This window comes from Xanthomonas boreopolis, assembly GCF_046529185.1.
GTDB classification, from domain to species: domain Bacteria; phylum Pseudomonadota; class Gammaproteobacteria; order Xanthomonadales; family Xanthomonadaceae; genus Pseudomonas_S; species Pseudomonas_S boreopolis.
On sequence record NZ_CP097162.1, the window covers coordinates 813191 to 830226 of the forward strand.

14 protein-coding genes are annotated in these 17036 nt (G+C 69.6%); 7 read left to right on the forward strand and 7 right to left on the reverse strand.

Features of this window, described 5'->3' with window-relative positions:
• Nucleotides 1–5 precede the first annotated feature (5 nt).
• On the forward strand, nt 6–479 hold the full coding sequence (locus tag M3M27_RS03725) for a hypothetical protein (protein ID WP_140727136.1): 474 nt from the start codon (nt 6–8) through the stop codon (nt 477–479).
• A 723-nt stretch (nt 480–1202) separates the two neighbouring features.
• Here M3M27_RS03725 and M3M27_RS03730 read toward each other — a convergent pair.
• The 3 genes from M3M27_RS03730 to M3M27_RS03740 form a co-directional block, all read right to left on the reverse strand.
• Nucleotides 1203–2132 carry a copper resistance protein B gene (locus tag M3M27_RS03730; RefSeq protein WP_434027192.1) on the reverse strand — a complete coding sequence of 310 codons (930 nt, stop codon included), beginning with the start codon at nt 2130–2132 and terminating at the stop codon, nt 1203–1205.
• Nucleotides 2129–3904: a copper resistance system multicopper oxidase gene (locus M3M27_RS03735; RefSeq protein ID WP_434027193.1), complete on the reverse strand. Its 1776-nt coding sequence runs from the start codon at nt 3902–3904 to the stop codon at nt 2129–2131. Before M3M27_RS03735 ends, M3M27_RS03730 begins: the two co-directional genes overlap by 4 nt.
• A 184-nt stretch (nt 3905–4088) precedes the next feature.
• A complete protein-coding gene (locus tag M3M27_RS03740; protein WP_140727125.1) occupies nt 4089–4469 on the reverse strand; it encodes a CopL family metal-binding regulatory protein in 381 nt (126 codons plus the stop codon).
• A 106-nt stretch (nt 4470–4575) separates the two neighbouring features.
• Here M3M27_RS03740 and M3M27_RS03745 point away from each other — a divergent pair, with 106 nt between their 5' ends.
• A complete protein-coding gene (locus M3M27_RS03745) occupies nt 4576–5679 on the forward strand; it encodes a PLP-dependent cysteine synthase family protein (RefSeq protein WP_434027194.1) in 1104 nt (367 codons plus the stop codon).
• Between the two features lie 175 nt (nt 5680–5854).
• Nucleotides 5855–7930 (forward strand): M3 family metallopeptidase, encoded by a 2076-nt coding sequence (locus M3M27_RS03750; RefSeq protein ID WP_434027195.1) that lies wholly within the window; start codon nt 5855–5857, stop codon nt 7928–7930.
• A 33-nt stretch (nt 7931–7963) separates the two neighbouring features.
• Here M3M27_RS03750 and fabB read toward each other — a convergent pair whose 3' ends face one another.
• Together fabB and fabA are read right to left on the reverse strand one after the other, a co-directional pair.
• Complete coding sequence (gene fabB / locus M3M27_RS03755; protein ID WP_434027196.1) at nt 7964–9172, reverse strand: beta-ketoacyl-ACP synthase I; 1209 nt, start codon at nt 9170–9172, stop codon at nt 7964–7966.
• The gene (gene fabA, locus M3M27_RS03760; RefSeq protein ID WP_434027197.1) at nt 9172–9687 is read right to left on the reverse strand and encodes a 3-hydroxyacyl-[acyl-carrier-protein] dehydratase FabA; all 516 of its coding nucleotides are present in this window, start codon (nt 9685–9687) and stop codon (nt 9172–9174) included. Before fabA ends, fabB begins: the two co-directional genes overlap by 1 nt.
• A gap of 205 nt (nt 9688–9892) precedes the next feature.
• On the opposite strand from fabA, the gene dinB reads away from it, so the two are divergent.
• The 4 genes from dinB (at nt 9893) to M3M27_RS03780 (ending at nt 16065) form a co-directional block, all read left to right on the forward strand.
• Nucleotides 9893–10957: a DNA polymerase IV gene (gene dinB / locus M3M27_RS03765; protein WP_434027198.1), complete on the forward strand. Its 1065-nt coding sequence runs from the start codon at nt 9893–9895 to the stop codon at nt 10955–10957.
• An 884-nt stretch (nt 10958–11841) separates the two neighbouring features.
• Complete coding sequence (gene gph / locus M3M27_RS03770) at nt 11842–12513, forward strand: phosphoglycolate phosphatase (protein WP_434027199.1); 672 nt, start codon at nt 11842–11844, stop codon at nt 12511–12513.
• 260 nt (nt 12514–12773) lie between these two features.
• On the forward strand, nt 12774–15026 hold the full coding sequence (locus M3M27_RS03775) for a TonB-dependent siderophore receptor (RefSeq protein ID WP_434027200.1): 2253 nt from the start codon (nt 12774–12776) through the stop codon (nt 15024–15026).
• Between the two features lie 73 nt (nt 15027–15099).
• The gene (locus tag M3M27_RS03780; RefSeq protein ID WP_434027201.1) at nt 15100–16065 is read left to right on the forward strand and encodes an alpha/beta hydrolase; all 966 of its coding nucleotides are present in this window, start codon (nt 15100–15102) and stop codon (nt 16063–16065) included.
• Between the two features lie 65 nt (nt 16066–16130).
• Here M3M27_RS03780 and M3M27_RS03785 read toward each other — a convergent pair whose 3' ends face one another.
• Complete coding sequence (locus M3M27_RS03785; RefSeq protein WP_434027202.1) at nt 16131–16505, reverse strand: TfoX/Sxy family protein; 375 nt, start codon at nt 16503–16505, stop codon at nt 16131–16133.
• Nucleotides 16502–16984, reverse strand: coding sequence for a GAF domain-containing protein (locus M3M27_RS03790; RefSeq protein ID WP_140727080.1), 483 nt, complete (start codon nt 16982–16984; stop codon nt 16502–16504). The genes M3M27_RS03785 and M3M27_RS03790 overlap by 4 nt, the downstream gene beginning before the upstream one ends.
• Nucleotides 16985–17036 lie beyond the last annotated feature (52 nt).

Below are 17036 nucleotides of genomic sequence, written 5' to 3' on the forward strand. Positions count from 1 at the left end.
ATCGCATGAGCGAGGCTTTCAGGAACGGCGCACCGGCCGAGCTGTGGCAGGCCCTGGTGCAGGAGGCCGGCGAGCGCGCCGGCCAGCGGCTCGACGAGTGGCGCGAGGCGCACCTGGTGTTCGTGCTGTTGCGCTACCAGCGCGAGGGGGAACTGCTGTCGCACACGCAGGCGCTGGCCTGGTTGCATGCGCATGCGCAGGCGGGGCAGTGGCGCAACGAGTGCTTGCAGCGAGTGGGCGACGAGTGCCTGCTGATCGCGGGAATGTTCCCGGCGCTGGCGCAGCGGCGGCGGGTCAGCGTGGATTATTTCATCGAGCTGGGGCGAGGGGCCTACCACGAGGTGGCCGAGCACAGTGGGCGGGAGACGTCGTCGTTCTACGGCATGCTCGCGCGTAGTTATCGGCAGTTGGTATTGGTGCTGCGGCAGCTGCGCAAGGTGCCGGGGCCGCTGGTCCTGGGGTCTTCTCCTGTGAGTTGAGCGTGTGGAGGCCGGGGAACTGGGACTCGGCAAAGTTCGAGATCGAGCCTCTCTCCCGCGTGCGGGAGAGGGATGAGGGTGCGGGGCGAAGCCTTCAAAAGTTCAGCTGCCCGAGGCTTCGCCCGTACCCTCATCCGCCCCTGCGGGGCACCTTCTCCCGTGTACGGGAGAAGGGAACGGCCGGCGCTCTGCAGAGGCCGGGACTCGGTTTAGCGACTGGGGACTCGGCAAAGCTCGAGAACGAGCCCCTCTCCCGCGTGCGGGAGAGGGGTTGGGGTGAGGGTGCGGGGCGAAGCCTGCGCAAGGTTCAGCTGCCCGAGGCTTCGCCCGTACCCTCATCCGCCCCTGCGGGGCACCTTCTCCCGTGTACGGGAGAAGGGAACGGCCGGCGCTCTGCAGAGGCCGGGACTCGGTTTAGCGACTGGGGACTCGGCAAAGCTCGAGAACGAGCCCCTCTCCCGCGTGCGGGAGAGGGGTTGGGGTGAGGGTGCGGGGCTGAAGCCTTCGCAAGGTTCAGCTGCCGAGGCCTCGCCCGCACCCTCATCCGCCCCTGTGGGGCACCTTCTCCGTGTACGGGAGAAGGGAACGGCCGGCGCTCTGCGGAGTGTGCGCCGCAGTGGCATTCGCAGGCCATGGAGGTTGGCGCGCCGCCGCCGAGGAGGTGTTACCCAATCCAAAGCAAAGTCACGACCAACTGCAATGGCCTTGGCTTCGCCACATCGCCTAGAACCAGACCCGTATGCCGGCGACGAAACGGCTGTCGCGCAGGGATTCGCCGTGTTCGCGGGCGGCATCGGCGCTGCCGCCGAAGCGGCGTTCGTGTTCCCAGCCGATGTAGGGGGCAAAGCGGCGGGCGATTTCGTAGCGCAGGCGCACGCCGGCTTCGAGGACGTCGCCGCCGTTGCGTCCGGCATCGCCGGCCAGGGCGAAGGTGGTTTCCAGCCGCGGCTGCAGGATCAGGCGGTTGGTGAGCAGTACGTCGTATTCGCCTTCCAGTTTCAGCAGGCCGTCGCCGCCGTTGCCGAAGTAGAGGGTGGCCGCGACCTCGAACTTGTAGGGCGCCATGCCCTGCACGCCGAGGGCCGCCCAGGTGCTGCCCTCGGGGCGGAACTGCTGGCGGACGCCGGCGAGCAGGTCCCACCACGGCGAGATCGCATGGCCGTAGAGCGCTTCCAGCTCCGAGGCGTGGGTGCGTCCGCTGTCGCGTTCGCCCTCGCTGCGCAGCCAGAGCCGGTCGATGTCGCCGCCGATCCAGGCGCTGGCTTCCCAGGCCTGGCCGCTGCCGGCATCGCGATTCCACCCCTCCAGGCGGTCGACCAGCACGTAGCTGTTGAGGCCGGGGGCGTGGCCGGCATGCGCCTGCAGCGCAGGGAAGGCGGCGGCGCGGTCGGCGTCGGTCACGGCCGGGATCGGCTCGCGCGGCGTGGCGGAAGCGTGGTCCATGCCGTCGTGGTTCATCGCGCCATGATCCGTCGCGACATGCTGCGATGGATCGTGTTCCGCGTCCGGTGCGGGCATGGGGTGTCCGGCGTCGCCGGCGTTGGCCTGCGGTCGCATCGCCGCGTGGTCGTGCCGGTGCTGGTCGTGCTGCTGGGCGAATGCGGGGATCGCCAGGGAGGCGAGCAGGGCGGTGGCGAGTGCGCGGGTCTTCATGCGCGTTCCTCCACGCGCACCTCGCGCATCATGCCCGACTCCATGTGGTAGAGCAGGTGGCAGTGGTAGGCCCAGCGCCCGAGTGCGTCGGCGCGCACGCGGTAGCTGCGGCGGGTGCCGGGCGGGATGTCGACGGTGTGCTTGCGGACCTGGAAGGCGCCATCGGCATCCTCCAGGTCGCTCCACAGCCCGTGCAGGTGGATCGGGTGCGACATCATCGTGTCGTTGACCAGCACGATGCGCATGCGCTCGCCGTAGTTCAGCCGCAACGGCTCGGCGCCGGCGAACGGGATGCCGTCGAACGACCAGGCGAACTTCTCCATGTGCCCGGTCAGGTGCAATTCGATCTCGCGGCCGGGATCGCGGCCGTCCGGGTCGTCGAATAGGCTGTGCAGGTCGGCATAGGCGAGCGCGCGGCGGCCGGTATCGCGCAGGCCGATGCCGGGATCGTCCAGGCGCGGCGAGGTCGCGCTGCTGCGCATGTCGACCAGCGGGTTGCGGTCCTCGCTGGCAGGATGGCGCGGCGCCTTCGCCGCCGGCATCGCATGCGCGGCATGGTCCATGCCCATGTTCGCCCCGCAGCCGCCCTCCATGCCCTTCATCGCGGCCATGCCATGGCCGGCGTGCGCCATGTCGTGGCCCATGTCCTGCATCGTCAGCAGCGGACGCGGGTCGTTCGCCGGCACCGGCGCTTGCAGTCCATGGCGCACCGCCAGGGTGCCGCGCGCATGGCCGGTGCGGCCCATGTCCTGCGCGTAGATCGTGAAGGCGTCCTGGCCGGCGGGCTCGACGATGACGTCGTAGGTCTCGGCGGTGGCGATGCGCAGTTCGTCCACCGTCACCGGGTGCACGTACTGGCCGTCGGCGGCGACCACGGTCATCTTCAGGCCGGGGATGCGCACGTCGAAGTAGGTCATCGCCGAGCCGTTGATCAGGCGCAGCAGCACCTTCTCGCCGGGGCGGAACAGGCCGGTCCAGTTGCCGGCCGGCGCGGTGCCGTTGAGCAGGTAGGTGTAGGTGTTCGCGTTGACGTCGGAAAGGTCGGTCGGGGTCATGCGCGTCCGCCCCCACATGCCGCGGTCGGCCAGCGTGGCGCGCAGGCCGTCCTCGCGCGCGTCGCGCAGGAAGTCGCCCACGGTGCGCTGGTAGGTGTTGTCGTAGGTCGGCATTTTCTTCAGCCGGCGGAACAGCGCGGCGGGGTCGAGGTCGGTCCAGTCCGACAGCAGCAGCACGTGTTCGCGGTCGAACCGGTACGGCGGCGGTTCGATCGGGTCGATGATCAGCGCGCCGTACAGCCCGGCCTGCTCCTGGAACATCGAATGGCTGTGGTACCAGTAGGTGCCCGATTGGCGCAGCTGGAAGCGGTATCGGTAAGCCTCGCCCGGCGCGATGCCGTCGAAGCTCAGTCCCGGTACGCCGTCCATGTTGGCGGGCAGCAGGATGCCGTGCCAATGGATGGAACTGTGCGCATCGCGCAGGGTGTTGGCGACGCGGATGTCGACGGTCTCGCCTTCGCGCCAGCGCAGCGTGGGCGCGGGCAGCGAGCCGTTGACGGTGATGGCCGGGCGCGCGCGGCCGGTGAAGTTCACCGCGGACTGGCCGATGCTGAGGGCCAGGTCGGTCGCGCGCAGCACGGGTACGGTGGCGGCATGGCTGGCAGCGAAGGCGGGCGGGCGCCACAGCCCGGTGCCCAGGGCGACGCCGCCCAGCGCCAGCCCTTGCACGAAACGGCGCCGGCCCAGGGCGGGGCGCTCGAAGGAATCGAATGACATGGTGTGCTCCATGACCCGCGCGCCGATGGCGGCGCAGGTCGACGTTGGTCTTCAAAGCCCCTCTCCCCGCGGGAGAGGATGGGGGTGGGGGTCCGGGGCGTCGCCCGTACCCTCATCGACCCCGCCGGGACAGCCCGCCTTCGCGGGGCAGGCGCTTCTCCCCGGCGGGGAGAAGGCGCGCATGTCAGGCGATGGGAGGCCGGATCGGGCGGTACGGGGCCGGATCGCCGTGGCGATCGTGCAGCACCCAGCTCGGCTGCGAGGCGCTGGCGGCCGGCAGGCGGATCGATGCAGGCAGCGCCAGCGTGGCGCTGCAATGCTGCAGGCAGTCGCAACTGCCGCTCTTGCAGCAGCTGTCGTGCTTCTGGCCGGCGGCCTGGTGCGGGGCGGCCGGGGCGTGGTCGTCGGCCATCGCGGCCATGCCGGGCATCGCCGCATCGTGGCAGGGCGCGCCGGGGGCCTCGGCCGGGGGCGGCATCGCCATGCCGGTCGCCGCCCAGGCGCCAGCGGTCGTGTTGGCGACCAGGCACAGGCACAGCAGCAGGCGGAGCAGGATCGGGGCCACGCGGGGTCCGGAGGACTGAACGCGCCAAGGATAGCACCGTGCCGGCGAGCGGCCGGAGCCGGCGGCCGGGCGTAGAATCGCCGGGTTCCCGCTGCTTCCGCTCCCCATGTCGCAACGCCAGTGGGTGGCCAACGCCATCCAGAAGATCGAGGCCGACTTCAACCGGTCCGCCGATACCCACCTGATCCCGATGGAGCTGCCGGGCTATCCTGGCATCGACCTGTATTTCAAGGACGAGTCCAGCCATCCGACCGGCAGCCTCAAGCACCGGCTGGCCCGCTCGCTGTTCCTGTACGCGCTGGCCAACGGCTGGCTGCGCGAGGGGCGGCCGGTGATCGAGGCGTCCAGCGGCTCGACCGCGGTATCGGAGGCGTACTTCGCGCGCCTGCTCGGCCTGCCGTTCATCGCGGTGATGCCGGCCAGCACCTCGCCGGAGAAGATCGCGGCGATCGAATTCCAGGGCGGGCGCTGCCACCTGGTCGAGCGCGCCTGCGACCTGAACGCGGATTCCGAGCAGCTCGCGCGCGAGACCGGCGGCCATTTCATGGACCAGTTCACCTACGCCGAGCGGGCCACGGACTGGCGCGCCAACAACAACATCGCCGAATCCATCTTCAAGCAGATGGCCGAGGAGCCGCACCCGGTCCCGGCCTGGATCGTCTGCAGCCCCGGCACCGGCGGCACCGCCGCCACGCTCGGGCGCTACGTGCGCTATCGCCGCCACGACACCCGCATCCTGTGCGCCGACCCGGAAGTGTCGGTGTTCTTCGACGGCTATCGCCGCGCGCTGGCCGGCGAGGACGACGCGGGCCTGGCGATCACCGGCGGTTCGCGGATCGAGGGCATCGGCCGGCCGCGCGTGGAGCGCAGCTTCATCCCCAGCTGCGTGGATGCGATGGTCAAGGTGCCCGACGACCTGTCGCTGGCGGCGATGCGCCATGTCAGCGCCACGCTCGGCCGGCGCGTGGGCGGCTCGACCGGCACCAACTTCGTCGGCGTGCTGCACGCGGCCGCGCGCATGCGCGACGAGGGCCGGCGCGGCTCGATCGTCACCATCCTGTGCGACAGCGGCGAGCGCTACGCGCACAGCTACTACGACCCGGCGTGGTACGGGCCGCGCGGCATCGACGTGGAACGCAGTGATGCGGCCATCGCCGCCGCGGTGGCCGGCGGCGAACTGCCGGCGCTGGCTTGTGCCGCGCTGGAATAAGGTGGTCACGATTTCCAGGCAGCTCCTACACGTTTTGCGTTTTTTCGTCATTCCCGCGAAAGCGGGAATCCAAGGATTTTTCTCTCACCGCATAAAAGCTAACGTCCTTGGATTCCCGCTTTTGCGGGAATGACGATTTCATAACTCCGTATCGACCGATTCCCCCGAGACCGCCATGACCAACCCCCTGCTCGATTTCTCCGGCCTGCCGCGCTTCGACGAGATCCGCCCCGAACACATCGGCCCGGCGATCGACCACCTGCTGGCCGAGGCCGAGGCGGCGGTCGAGCGCGCCGAGACCGTCGCGCCGGTGACCTGGGACGGCTTCGTGGTGCCGCTGGACGACGCCACCGAGCGGCTGTACCGCGCCTGGGGCCAGGTCGCGCACCTGCAGGCGGTGGCGAACACGCCCGAGCTGCGCGAGGCCTACAACGCCAACCTGCCCAAGATCAGCCGCTTCGGCAGCGCGCTGGGCCAGAACCTGGCGCTGTACGCGCAATACAAGCGGCTGGGCGAGTCGCCCGAATGGGAACGCTACGACGATGCGCGCCGCAAGGTGGTGGAGAACGCGCTGCGCGATTTCCGCCTCGGCGGCGCCGAACTGGGCGAGGCCGACAAGGCGCGCTTCGCGCGGATCCAGGAGGAACTGTCGGCGCTGTCGGCGAAGTTCTCGCAGAACGTGCTCGACGCCACCGACGCCTGGTCGTATGTGGTGAGTCCCTCGCAAGAGCGGCGCACGCCCCCGCACGCGGATGCCGCGGGCGCCGATGGCGAGGCGGAGCTGGCGGGGCTGCCGGCCGAGGTGGTCGCCGCGGCGCGCGCCGCCGCCGAGAAGGACGGCATGCCGGGCTGGAAGTTCACCCTGCAGGCGCCGAGCTACCTGCCGGTGCTCAGCTATGCCGACGACCGCGTCTTGCGCGAGCGCGTCTATCGCGCGAGCGCGGTGCGCGCCTCGGACCAGGGCGACGACCCCGCGCTCGACAACAGCAGCAACATCGCCCGCATCCTCGCGCTTCGCGCCGAACTGGCCGCGCTGCTGGGCTTCGCGAGCTACGCCGAGTATTCGGTCGCGACCAAGATGGCGGAAAGCCCGGCGCAGGTGCTGGGCTTCCTGCGCGACCTGGCCGCCCGCGCCAAGCCGTACGCGCAGCGCGATCGCGCCGAGCTGGAGGCGTTCGCGCGCGACGAACTCGGCCTGGACACGCTGGAGGCCTGGGACATCGCCTATGCCAGCGAGAAGCTCAAGCAGGCGCGCTACAGCTTCTCCGAGCAGGAGGTGAAGCAGTACTTCACCGAGCCGAAGGTGCTGGCCGGCCTGTTCGACGTGATCCACGCGCTGTACGGCCTGCGCGCGGAGCACGACCAGGCGCCGGTCTGGCACCCGGACGTGCGCTTCTACCGGCTGGTGGATGGCGACGGCCGGCTGGTCGGGCAGTTCTACCTCGACCTGTACGCGCGCGAAGGCAAGCGCGGCGGCGCCTGGATGGACGATTGCCGCAACCGCCGCGACAAGGCCGGCGGCGTGCAGACGCCGCTGGTCTACCTGGTGTGCAACTTCGGTCGCGGCAGCGACGGCCGGCCGGCCACCTTCCGCCACCAGGAAGTGATCACCCTGTTCCACGAGATGGGCCACGGCCTGCACCAGTTGCTGACCCGCGTCGGCGAACTGGGCGTGGCCGGCATCAACGGCGTGGAGTGGGACGCGGTGGAGCTGCCCAGCCAGTTCATGGAGAACTTCTGCTGGGAGTGGGAGCGCGTGCAGGCGATGACCGCGCACGTCGAGACCGGCGCGCCGCTGCCGCGCAACCTGTTCGAGCGCATGCTGGCCGCGCGCAACTTCCAGAGTGGCATGTTCACCGTGCGCCAGCTCGAGTTCGGGCTGTTCGACATGCAGCTGCACCACGGTTTCGATCCGGCGCAGGACGACGTGATGCGGTTGCTCGAGCGCGTGCGCGCCGAAGTGGCGGTGAACCTGCCGCCGGCCTGGGCGCGCTTCCCGCACCAGTTCAGCCACATCTTCGCCGGCGGTTATGCGGCCGGTTATTACAGCTACAAATGGGCCGAAGTGCTCAGCGCCGACGCCTATGCCGCCTTCGAGGAGGCGCCGGGCAGGCTCGCCGAGACCGGCGCGCGCTTCCGCCACGAGGTGCTGGCGCGCGGCGGCAGCCGCAGCGCCGCCGAGAACTTCCGGGCCTTCCGCGGCCGCGCGCCGAAGATCGACGCGCTGCTGCGGCACAACGGCATGGCATAGGGCGGCCGCGGGCCTGCCCGCGATCGCCCGGCCTCACACCCGCCCGAAGACCAGGGTCGCGTTGGTGCCGCCGAAGCCGAAGCTGTTGGACATCACCGTGTCCAGCTTCGCCTCGCGGCTTTCGCGCACGATCGGGAAGCCTTCCGCGCGCGGGTCGAGCCGGTCGATGTTGGCCGAGCCGGCGATGAAGCCGTCGCGCAGCATCAGCAGGCAGAAGATCGCCTCGTGCACGCTCGCCACGCCCAGCGAGTGGCCGGACAGGGCCTTGGTCGAGGACAGCGGCGGCACCGAGTCGCCGAACGCTTCGCGCACCGCCTGCAGCTCGGTGATGTCGCCCAGCGGCGTGGAGGTGCCGTGGGTGTTGAGGTAGTCGATCGGGCGCTGCACGCCCCGCATCGCCTGGCGCATGCAGCGCACCGCGCCTTCGCCCGAAGGCGCGACCATGTCGGCGCCGTCGGAGGTCACGCCGTAGCCGACCAGCTCGGCATGGATGCGCGCGCCGCGTGCCCTGGCGTGTTCGTATTCCTCCAGTACCAGCATGCCGCCGCCCGAACCGATCACGAAGCCGTCGCGCTCGGTGTCGTAGGGGCGCGAGGCCGCGCCAGGGCGATCGTTGGAGCCGGTGCTCACCGCGCCCATGGCATCGAACATCGCCGTGGTGGTCCAGTGCAGTTCCTCGCCGCCGCCGGCGAACATCACGTCCTGCGCGCCGTGGCGGATCAGGTCGGCCGCCGCGCCGATGCAATGCGCGGAGGTCGCGCAGGCCGCCGCGATCGAATAGCTCACGCCATGGATGCCGAACGCCGTGGACAACGCCGCCGACACCGTCGAGCACATCGTGCGCGGCACCATGTAGGGGCCGATCTTGCGCACGCCGCGCGCGCGCAGCAGGTCGGCCGCTTCCACCTGCCATTGGCCGGAGCCGCCGCAGGAGCCGGCGATCAGGCCGGTGCGCGGATCGCCGATCGTCGCCTCAGCCAGCCCCGCATCGGCGATTGCGTCGCGCAGCGCCAGGTAGGCGTAGGCCGCGGCGTCGCCCATGAAGCGCTTGAGCTTGCGGTCGATCAACGTGTCCAGGTCGAGTTCGACGCGGCCGCCGACCTGGCTGCGCAGGCCCATCTCGGCGTGGTCGGGCAGGAACCGGATGCCGGAACGGCCCTCGCGCAGCGCCTGCGACACGCTGTCCGGATCGTGGCCCAGGCAGCTGGCGATGCCCATCCCGGTGACGACGACACGGCGCATCAGAACGCCTCCGTCGAGCCGAACATGCCCACGCGCAGGTCCTTGGCGACGTAGATCTCGCGGCCGTCGACGAGCATGCGCGCATCGGCCTGCGCCATCGCCAGCTTGCGGTTGATCACCCGGGCGATGTCCACCTCGTAGCGCACCAGTTTCGCGTCAGGCAGCACCTGCCCGGTGAACTTGACCTCGCCGCAGCCGAGCGCGCGGCCCTTGCCGGGCACGCCGAGCCAGGTCAGGAAGAAGCCGGTGAGCTGCCACATCGCATCCAGGCCCAGGCAACCGGGCATCACCGGGTCGCCGATGAAGTGGCAGCCGAAGAACCACAGGTCCGGGCGGATATCCAGTTCCGCGTGCACGTGGCCCTTGCCGCGCGTGCCGCCGTCCTCGCGAATGTCGGTGATGCGGTCGAACATCAGCATCGGATCGTTCGGCAGGCGGCCGAACCCCGGGCCGAACAGCTCGCCGCGCGCGCTGGCCAGCAGCGCTTCGCGCGAGTACGCATGGGGGCGATTCATGATCAATCCTGCGGATGACGGGAGTCGAAGTCGCGCAGCGTGCATGAGGCGCCATCGTTCAATCAAACGTTTTATCCGTACCGCGGCGTAGCGTACGCGGGCGTGCGGCGGCCGTTTGCCGCGGGGCGGCAGGCGGTTTCATGTCCCGCCAGCGCGCTGGCGTAAGATGCGCGGCGGACATACGCCGCCGCAGGTTCGTTTCCCGATGCGCAAGATCATCCACGTCGACATGGACGCGTTCTACGCGTCCGTGGAACAGCGTGACGATCCGTCGCTGCGCGGCAAGCCGGTGGTGGTGGCCTGGCGCGGCGCGCGCTCGGTGGTGTGCGCGGCCTCCTACGAGGCGCGCAAGTACGGCGTGCGCTCGGCGATGCCGGCGGTGCGCGCCGAGCGGCTGTGCCCGGACGCGATCTTCGTGCCGCCGGATTTTCCCCGCTACAAGGCGGTGTCGCGGCAGGTGCGCGAGATCTTCCACCGGCATACCGACCTGGTCGAACCGTTGTCGCTGGACGAGGCCTATCTCGACGTGACCGAGGCCAAGAGCGGCATGGCGGTGGCGACCGAGATCGCACGGGTGATCCGGACCCAGATCTTCGAGGAGACCTCGCTGACCGCCTCGGCGGGGATCGCGCCCAACAAGTTCCTGGCCAAGATCGCCTCCGACTGGCGCAAGCCCAACGGCCAGTTCGTGATCCCGCCCTCGCGGGTGGAATCGTTCCTGACGCCGTTGCCGGTCGGCCGCATCCACGGCGTCGGCAAGGTCATGGAAGGCAAGCTGGCCAAGCTGGGGATCACCACGGTCGGCGAGCTGCGCGAACGGCCGCTGGAGGAGTTGCAGGCGCATTTCGGCAGCTTCGGGCAAGGGCTGTACAACCGCGCGCGGGGCATCGACGAGCGGCCGGTGCAGCCGCACCAGGAGGTGCAGCAGGTCTCGTCCGAGGACACCTTCGCGGAAGACTTGCCGCTGGACGCGCTGGCGCCGCACGTCGCGCGGCTCGGCGAGCGGACCTGGAACGCGGCGCGCCGTGCCGGCAGGCCGGGACGGACGGTGGTGCTGAAGTTGAAGACGTCGGCGTTCCGCATCCTCACGCGGAGCCATACGCCGGAGCGGCCGCCGCAGTCGATGGAGGAGTTCGTGCGGATCGCGCAGGCGCTGCTCGGGCGGGTGGATTTGCCGGAGCAGACGCGGTATCGGTTGGTGGGGGTCGGGTTGGGTGGGTTCTTCGGGGATGGGGGCGAGGAGGTGGTGCAGGAGCGGTTGTTTGACTAGGAGGTATGGCTGGAGGACGGAGGGCCGTTTGTTTGACGGGTTCGATTGCCGCTGTTTCGCCGCTTGAGTTGATATTTCTACCGTCGTCCCCGCGAAGGCAGTGACCCAGTCGTTGACGTTCTGTCTGTCTGGATCACGCGATCCCACTACTTAACACCATCCCTCTATCCCGCGAAGGCGGGAGGCGCTTTTCAGCAGCCGAACGACTGATCATCCAGGGAATTTTCCGCCCTCTACCCGACCCACGTTATCCTTCTACCGTCGTCCCCGCGCAGGCGGGGACCCAGTGTCTTTCCCATTCCGTATCCGACCAACGCTATCTCTCTGTCGTCATTTCCGCGAAGACGAGAAGCGCTGTTCAGCAGCCTAACGGCTGATCATCCAGGGACTTTGCTTTTGCTTTTTGGGCCTCTGGCAATAAAGGCGAAAGCTTTCGCCTTTCGGCGAGTCACTTTTCCTTGCTTGTGCACGCGCGCTGCAGGAGCGGCGCCGCACGGCGAAGCCCCCCGAAGGGGCGGCACAGGGATGTGCCGCGTAAAGAAAAGTAACCGAAAGAAGCGCTTCACGGCAGCCGAAGCGCTTCACAACAGCCGAATGGCTGGTCATGGCTGATCAAGCACCCCCCGCCTGCGCGCCCGCAACTGCGCTGCGGGTCCGCGGAGCCAGCGGGATTCTTCGACGCGACATCCTGTCACGGCGAAAAACGACATGCATCCATGCACGTCGCCCTTCGGGTTTTTCCGCCGTCTCTGCCACTTCGGAGAGGCCCCGGTAAGTCAAAGTCAAAAGCTCAAAGCAAAATCACGAGCAACACCAACACCTCTCTTCGCCGCAGGAGTACTTGGCGGCATAAAATGCGGACTCTCCTACTCTTTGGACTCGCAATGCCACTCTTCTCGCTGGTGATCTTCGATCTCGACGGCACGCTGGTGGACAGTGCGTCCGATATCGCCGAGGCGCTGAATCTCACGCTGGAACAGTGGGGCTTGCGGCCGGTCGAGGAGGCGACGGTGCGGGGCTGGATTGGCGAAGGCGTGCGGGTGCTGTTGGCGACCGCGTTGCGCGCGCAGGGACGCGAGGATGCGCTCGACCGGATCATGCCGGACATGATGCGCCACTATGGCGAATGCCTGCTGCATCGCCCGCATGCCTATCCGGGCGTGCGCGAAACGTTGGAAGCGTTGCGCGCGCGCGACGTCGCGCTGGCGGTGTGCACCAACAAGCCGATCCGCTTCGTCGCGCCGCTGCTCGATCATCTCGGCCTGCGCGACCGCTTCTCGGCGCTGCTCGGCGGCGATTCGCTGCCGCAGCGCAAGCCGGACCCGGCACCGCTGCGCCACCTCGCGGCGCAGTTCGACCAGCCCGTGGCGGGCTGCCTGATGGTCGGCGACTCGGCCACCGACGCCGCCGCGGCCACCGCGGCCGGCATGCCGCTGGCGATGGTGCGCTACGGCTACCTGCGCGGGTTCGATCCGGCGGCGTCCGGCGCGATCGCGGTCGTCGACGACCTGCGCGAACTGCTGACGCTGCCGCCACTGGGCGGAATCGCGGCCTAGCGGAAGTGGGCTGCGACCCTTTGGTCGCAGCCGGCCCGCGTGACCCGTGGGGAGCGGTAAACCGGGATTTCCCACGGTCTTTCCGGGCGCGGCCATATATCCAGATTTTGAGAATAATTCGCATTCATGCCACAATGGGGTGGATGAATGCGACGTAACGCACGTGCGTCGCCTGCCGCGACCGCGCGTCGCGCCTCCCCCCGATCTGCCTCAAGCCTTCGCCAGAGGTGATTCCTGCTGCCCTGACGAGAGGTTCTGCCATGTCCGTTGTCGACCGCCCGGTATCGCGCATCCGTTCCGGATCCTCCATTGGCCCCTCCCTGCGTCCGCTGGCGCTGGCCTTGTCTGCCGCGCTGCTCGGCGGCCTCAGTGCCGCGGCCGCGGCCGACGAGGCCGGCGACGCGACCACGCTGGACACCGTGCACGTCACCGCCGAGCAGATCGCCAAGCAGGCGTTGGGCAGCTCGGTCATCACCCGCGAGGACATCGAGCGCCGCCCGCCGGCCAACGACCTGTCCGAGATCCTGCGCACGATGCCGGGCGTCAACCTGACCGGCAACAGTGCCTCCGGCGCCTACGGCAACAACCGCCAGATCGACCTGCGCGGCATGGGCCCGGAGAACACCCTGATCCTGATCGACGGCCGCCGCGTCGGCTCGCGCGACTCGGTGCGCATGGGCGTGGCCGGCGAGCGCAACAGCCGCGGCGACACCAACTGGGTGCCGGCCGAGGCGGTGGAGCGGATCGAGATCCTGCGCGGCCCGGCCGCGGCGCGCTACGGCTCCGGTGCCGCCGGCGGCGTCATCAACATCATCACCAGGAAGCCGACCGGCGACCTGACCGGCTCGATGACGCTGTACGGCCTGGTGCCCGAGCACGGCGACGAGGGCGGCAGCCAGCGCGCCGGCTTCACTCTGAGCGGCCCGCTCGCGCGCGACTGGTCGTTCCGCCTGTACGGCAACCTCAACAAGACCGACGCCGACGCCGCCGACATCAACAGCGCTAACTCCAGCAGCGGCACCGCCGCGGCCGGTCGCGAGGGCGTGCGCAACAAGGACATCAACGGCCTGCTGCGCTGGGACCCGAGCGGGACCCAGACCGTCGAGCTGGAGACCGGCTTCAGCCGCCAGGGCAACATCTACGCCGGCGAGTACCTCAATTCCGCGACCACCTCGGTGAACCGGCTGATCGGCTCGGAGACCAACGTGATGATCCGCCGCGACGCGGCGATCACCCACCGCGGCAAGTGGGACTTCGGCACCTCGCGCGTGACCTTCTCCTACAACGACACCGACAACACCCGCCTCAGCGAGGGCCTGGCCGGCGGCCCGGAGGGCACCATCGCCGCCTCGCCGAGCTGGACCACCTCCAACCTGAAGGACTACGTGCTCGACGGCGAGTTGAACGTGCCCTCGGTGATCGGCGGCATGGACAACATCTGGACGTTCGGCTTCGAGTACCGCGACAGCGAGCTGGACGACCCGTACTCGATGTCGCAGTCGGCCACCGGCGTCAGCGGCATCGACTCCAGCAGCCGCGACGGCAAGGCCGACGCGCAGACCGCCGCGGTGTTCGCCGAGGACAACATCTACGTGAGCGAGCGGCTGACGCTGACCCCGGGCGTGCGCTACGACCACCACAGCCAGTTCGGCAGCAACTTCAGCCCCAGCCTCAACGCACAGTACAAGCTGGCCGCGGACTGGCTGCTGAAGGGCGGCGTGGCGCGCGCGTTCAAGGCGCCGAACCTGTACCAGTCCAACCCGAACTACCTGTACTACACCCGCGGCAACGGCTGCCCCGACTACTACACCGGCTCGGGCGGCTGCTACATCCAGGGCAACGCCGACTTGAAGCCGGAGACCAGCATCAACAAGGAGATCGGCGTCGAGTGGGTGCCGGACAACGGCTGGCACGCCTCGCTGACCTACTTCCACAACGACTACGACAACAAGATCGTCGCCGGCTACAGCGACTACTACCAGACCTCCGCCAGCGCCTACGTCTACCAGTGGGTGAACGCCTCCGAGGCGGTCGTGCAGGGCGTGGAGGGCAACGTCAGCGTGCCGCTGCTGGGCGAGCGCGGCAACGTGCTGACCTGGAACACCAACCTCACCTGGATGATCGAGAATGAGAACAAGGAGACCGACCAGCCGCTGTCGGTGATCCCGAAGTACACGATCAACACCTCGCTGGACTGGCAGGCGACCGATAAGCTGTCGTTCGCGCTGACCGGCACCTTCTACGGCAAGCAGGAGCAGGCCTCGCGCGACCGCAACAACGAACTGGTGTGCGGCACCGAGGACCTCGGCGCGTGCGACACGCTGGGCGCCTACCAGCTGTGGGGCGCCAGCGCGCGCTACCGCATCACCCGGCAGATCAGCTTCGGCCTCGGCGTCAACAACCTAGCCGACAAGCGCATCTTCCGCGAGGGCAGCCGCGCCAGCAGCGCCGGCGCGGCGACCTACAACGAGCCGGGCCGTTCCTACTGGGCCAGCCTGAACTTCGGCTTCTGAGGCGCGGCGGCTAAGCTGTCGCGGTAGTGGACAGACGATGCGGCCGAGCGGCCGCATCGCAACGGAGGAACGAATGAGCAAGACGGCATGGCGCCTGGCGCTGTGGTTCGGCCTGGCGCTGGCCGGCGTGCTGCCGGCGCAGGCGCAGCCGGACCTGTCGCGCAAGGTGGGCACGACCCTGGCCGACACCGGCTCGGCATGGTACCGGTTCGAGGAATTCCGCCTGGCTTCCGCGGACGGCGCGCGCCGCTACCGCGTGCGCATCGCGGTGCCCAAGCGCGCCGCACCGGCGCAGGGCTACCCGGTCGCCTACCTGCTGGACGGCAACGCCGCGCTGATGGAGCTGGACGAGCCGCTGCTGGCCTCGCTGGCCGCGGGCGGTTCGGCGCCGGCGATCGTGATGATCGGCTACGACAGCGACCTGCGCATCGACCCGGAGGCGCGCGCGTTCGACTACACCCCCGCACGCCGCGCCGACGGCGCGCCCGAGTTCGACGAGGTCGCGGCCGAGCGCCGCAGCGGCGGCGCCGATGCGTTCCTGCAACTGTTCGAGACGGCGATCAAGCCGCAGGTCGAGCAGCGCGTCCGCATCGACCACGACCGGCAGACGCTGTGGGGGCATTCCTACGGCGGGCTGTTGGTGCTGCATGCGCTGTTCACCCGCCCGCAGTTGTTCAACAACTACGTCGCGGTCGATCCGTCGCTGTGGTGGGGCGAGGGTTTCGTGCTGAAGGAAGCCGAGCGCGGCATGGCGGGCGTGGAGGCGTCGGCTCCGCACCTGCTGGTGATCGCCGGCAGCGGCGGCGATGCGCCGGGGCGGCGTCCGCCGCCGGGCGCGGCCGCAACCGCGCCGGCGCAGCTCAAGCAGCAGCAGGCGCGGCGCGGCAACGTGCCGCAAGACGCGGGGCTCCAACTGGTCCAGCGCCTGCAGGCGGCACGGCTGAAGGCGGAATACCGGGAATTGCCGGGGTTGAGCCACGGGCAGACGCTGGGCGCTTCGCTGGCGCCGGCGCTGAGGTTCGCGGCCGAGCCGCGCTGAGGCCGGTTCCCGTGCCTGGGAACCGCGTAGAGCGGAGCTTGCTCCGCTCTACAGGGGGGGCGAGGCTAGGGCGTGTCGCGCCCGTCTTCCGCATCGAGCGCCGCCAGCGGATCGCTCTCGCTCTCCTCGCCCGGGCGGTGCACGGTGACGACATCGCCGCCGAGCGGGCGCCCGCGCGGCGCGGGTTGCTCGGCGATGGCCTGCTCCAGTTCCGCCTGCAGTTGCTGCCGGCGCGGAGGGGGTACCTGTTGCCAATGGCAGCCGACCAGCGCGCCTTCCAGCGAGTACAGCAGGTTGAGGCTGGGCTTGAAGCCGGCCCGGCGCACCCTCAGGAACGCGCCGACCGCCCCGACCGCGGCCAGGTCGTCCTGCGTGCGCACGCCGACCTGGCGCAGCCAGGCGGCGCTCTTCGGGCCGATGTTGCGCAGCGGCTCGGTCATGCCAGCGCGTCGACGAACGCCTGCGCGACGGCTTCCAGCCCGCGCTGGTCTTCCTCGTCGAAGCGCGCCAGTTCCGGGCTGTCCAGGTCGAGCACACCGATCAGCGCACCGTCCTTGACCAGCGGGACCACCAGCTCCGAGCGCGAGGCCGAATCGCAGGCGATATGGCCCGGGAACGCGTCGACGTCGGCCACGCGCTGGGTCCGGCGGGTGCTCGCCGCCGCGCCGCACACGCCCTTGTCGAGCGGGATGCGCACGCAGGCCGGCAGGCCCTGGAACGGGCCGACCACCAGCTCGCGGCCGTCGTAGAAGTAGAAGCCGGCCCAGTTCAGCGCGGGCAGGGCATGGAAGATCAGTGCGGAGAGGTTGGCGGCGTTGGCGATGCGGTCCGATTCGCCATGGAGCAGTGCCTTCGCCTGCGCCAGCAGCTGCGCGTATTGTTCCGGCTTGCTGCCGGTCAGGGTGGAGGTCGCGAACATCCTCGAAGTCTAGCAGCGTGCGCCGCGGGCGGAGATGGACGCGGGCGCGACG

Bases quoted from the DNA above. Each gene is read 5' to 3' on its own strand.
- M3M27_RS03725 (WP_140727136.1), top strand. From the start codon at position 6: ATGAGCGAGGCTTTCAGGAACGGCGCACCGGCCGAGCTGTGGCAGGCC.
- M3M27_RS03730 (WP_434027192.1), bottom strand. From the start codon at position 2,132: ATGAAGACCCGCGCACTCGCCACCGCCCTGCTCGCCTCCCTGGCGATC.
- M3M27_RS03735 (WP_434027193.1), bottom strand. From the start codon at position 3,904: ATGTCATTCGATTCCTTCGAGCGCCCCGCCCTGGGCCGGCGCCGTTTC.
- M3M27_RS03745 (WP_434027194.1), top strand. From the start codon at position 4,576: ATGTCGCAACGCCAGTGGGTGGCCAACGCCATCCAGAAGATCGAGGCC.
- M3M27_RS03750 (WP_434027195.1), top strand. From the start codon at position 5,855: ATGACCAACCCCCTGCTCGATTTCTCCGGCCTGCCGCGCTTCGACGAG.
- fabB (WP_434027196.1), bottom strand. From the start codon at position 9,172: ATGCGCCGTGTCGTCGTCACCGGGATGGGCATCGCCAGCTGCCTGGGC.
- fabA (WP_434027197.1), bottom strand. From the start codon at position 9,687: ATGAATCGCCCCCATGCGTACTCGCGCGAAGCGCTGCTGGCCAGCGCG.
- dinB (WP_434027198.1), top strand. From the start codon at position 9,893: ATGCGCAAGATCATCCACGTCGACATGGACGCGTTCTACGCGTCCGTG.
- gph (WP_434027199.1), top strand. From the start codon at position 11,842: ATGCCACTCTTCTCGCTGGTGATCTTCGATCTCGACGGCACGCTGGTG.
- M3M27_RS03775 (WP_434027200.1), top strand. From the start codon at position 12,774: ATGTCCGTTGTCGACCGCCCGGTATCGCGCATCCGTTCCGGATCCTCC.
- M3M27_RS03780 (WP_434027201.1), top strand. From the start codon at position 15,100: ATGAGCAAGACGGCATGGCGCCTGGCGCTGTGGTTCGGCCTGGCGCTG.
- M3M27_RS03785 (WP_434027202.1), bottom strand. From the start codon at position 16,505: ATGACCGAGCCGCTGCGCAACATCGGCCCGAAGAGCGCCGCCTGGCTG.
- M3M27_RS03790 (WP_140727080.1), bottom strand. From the start codon at position 16,984: ATGTTCGCGACCTCCACCCTGACCGGCAGCAAGCCGGAACAATACGCG.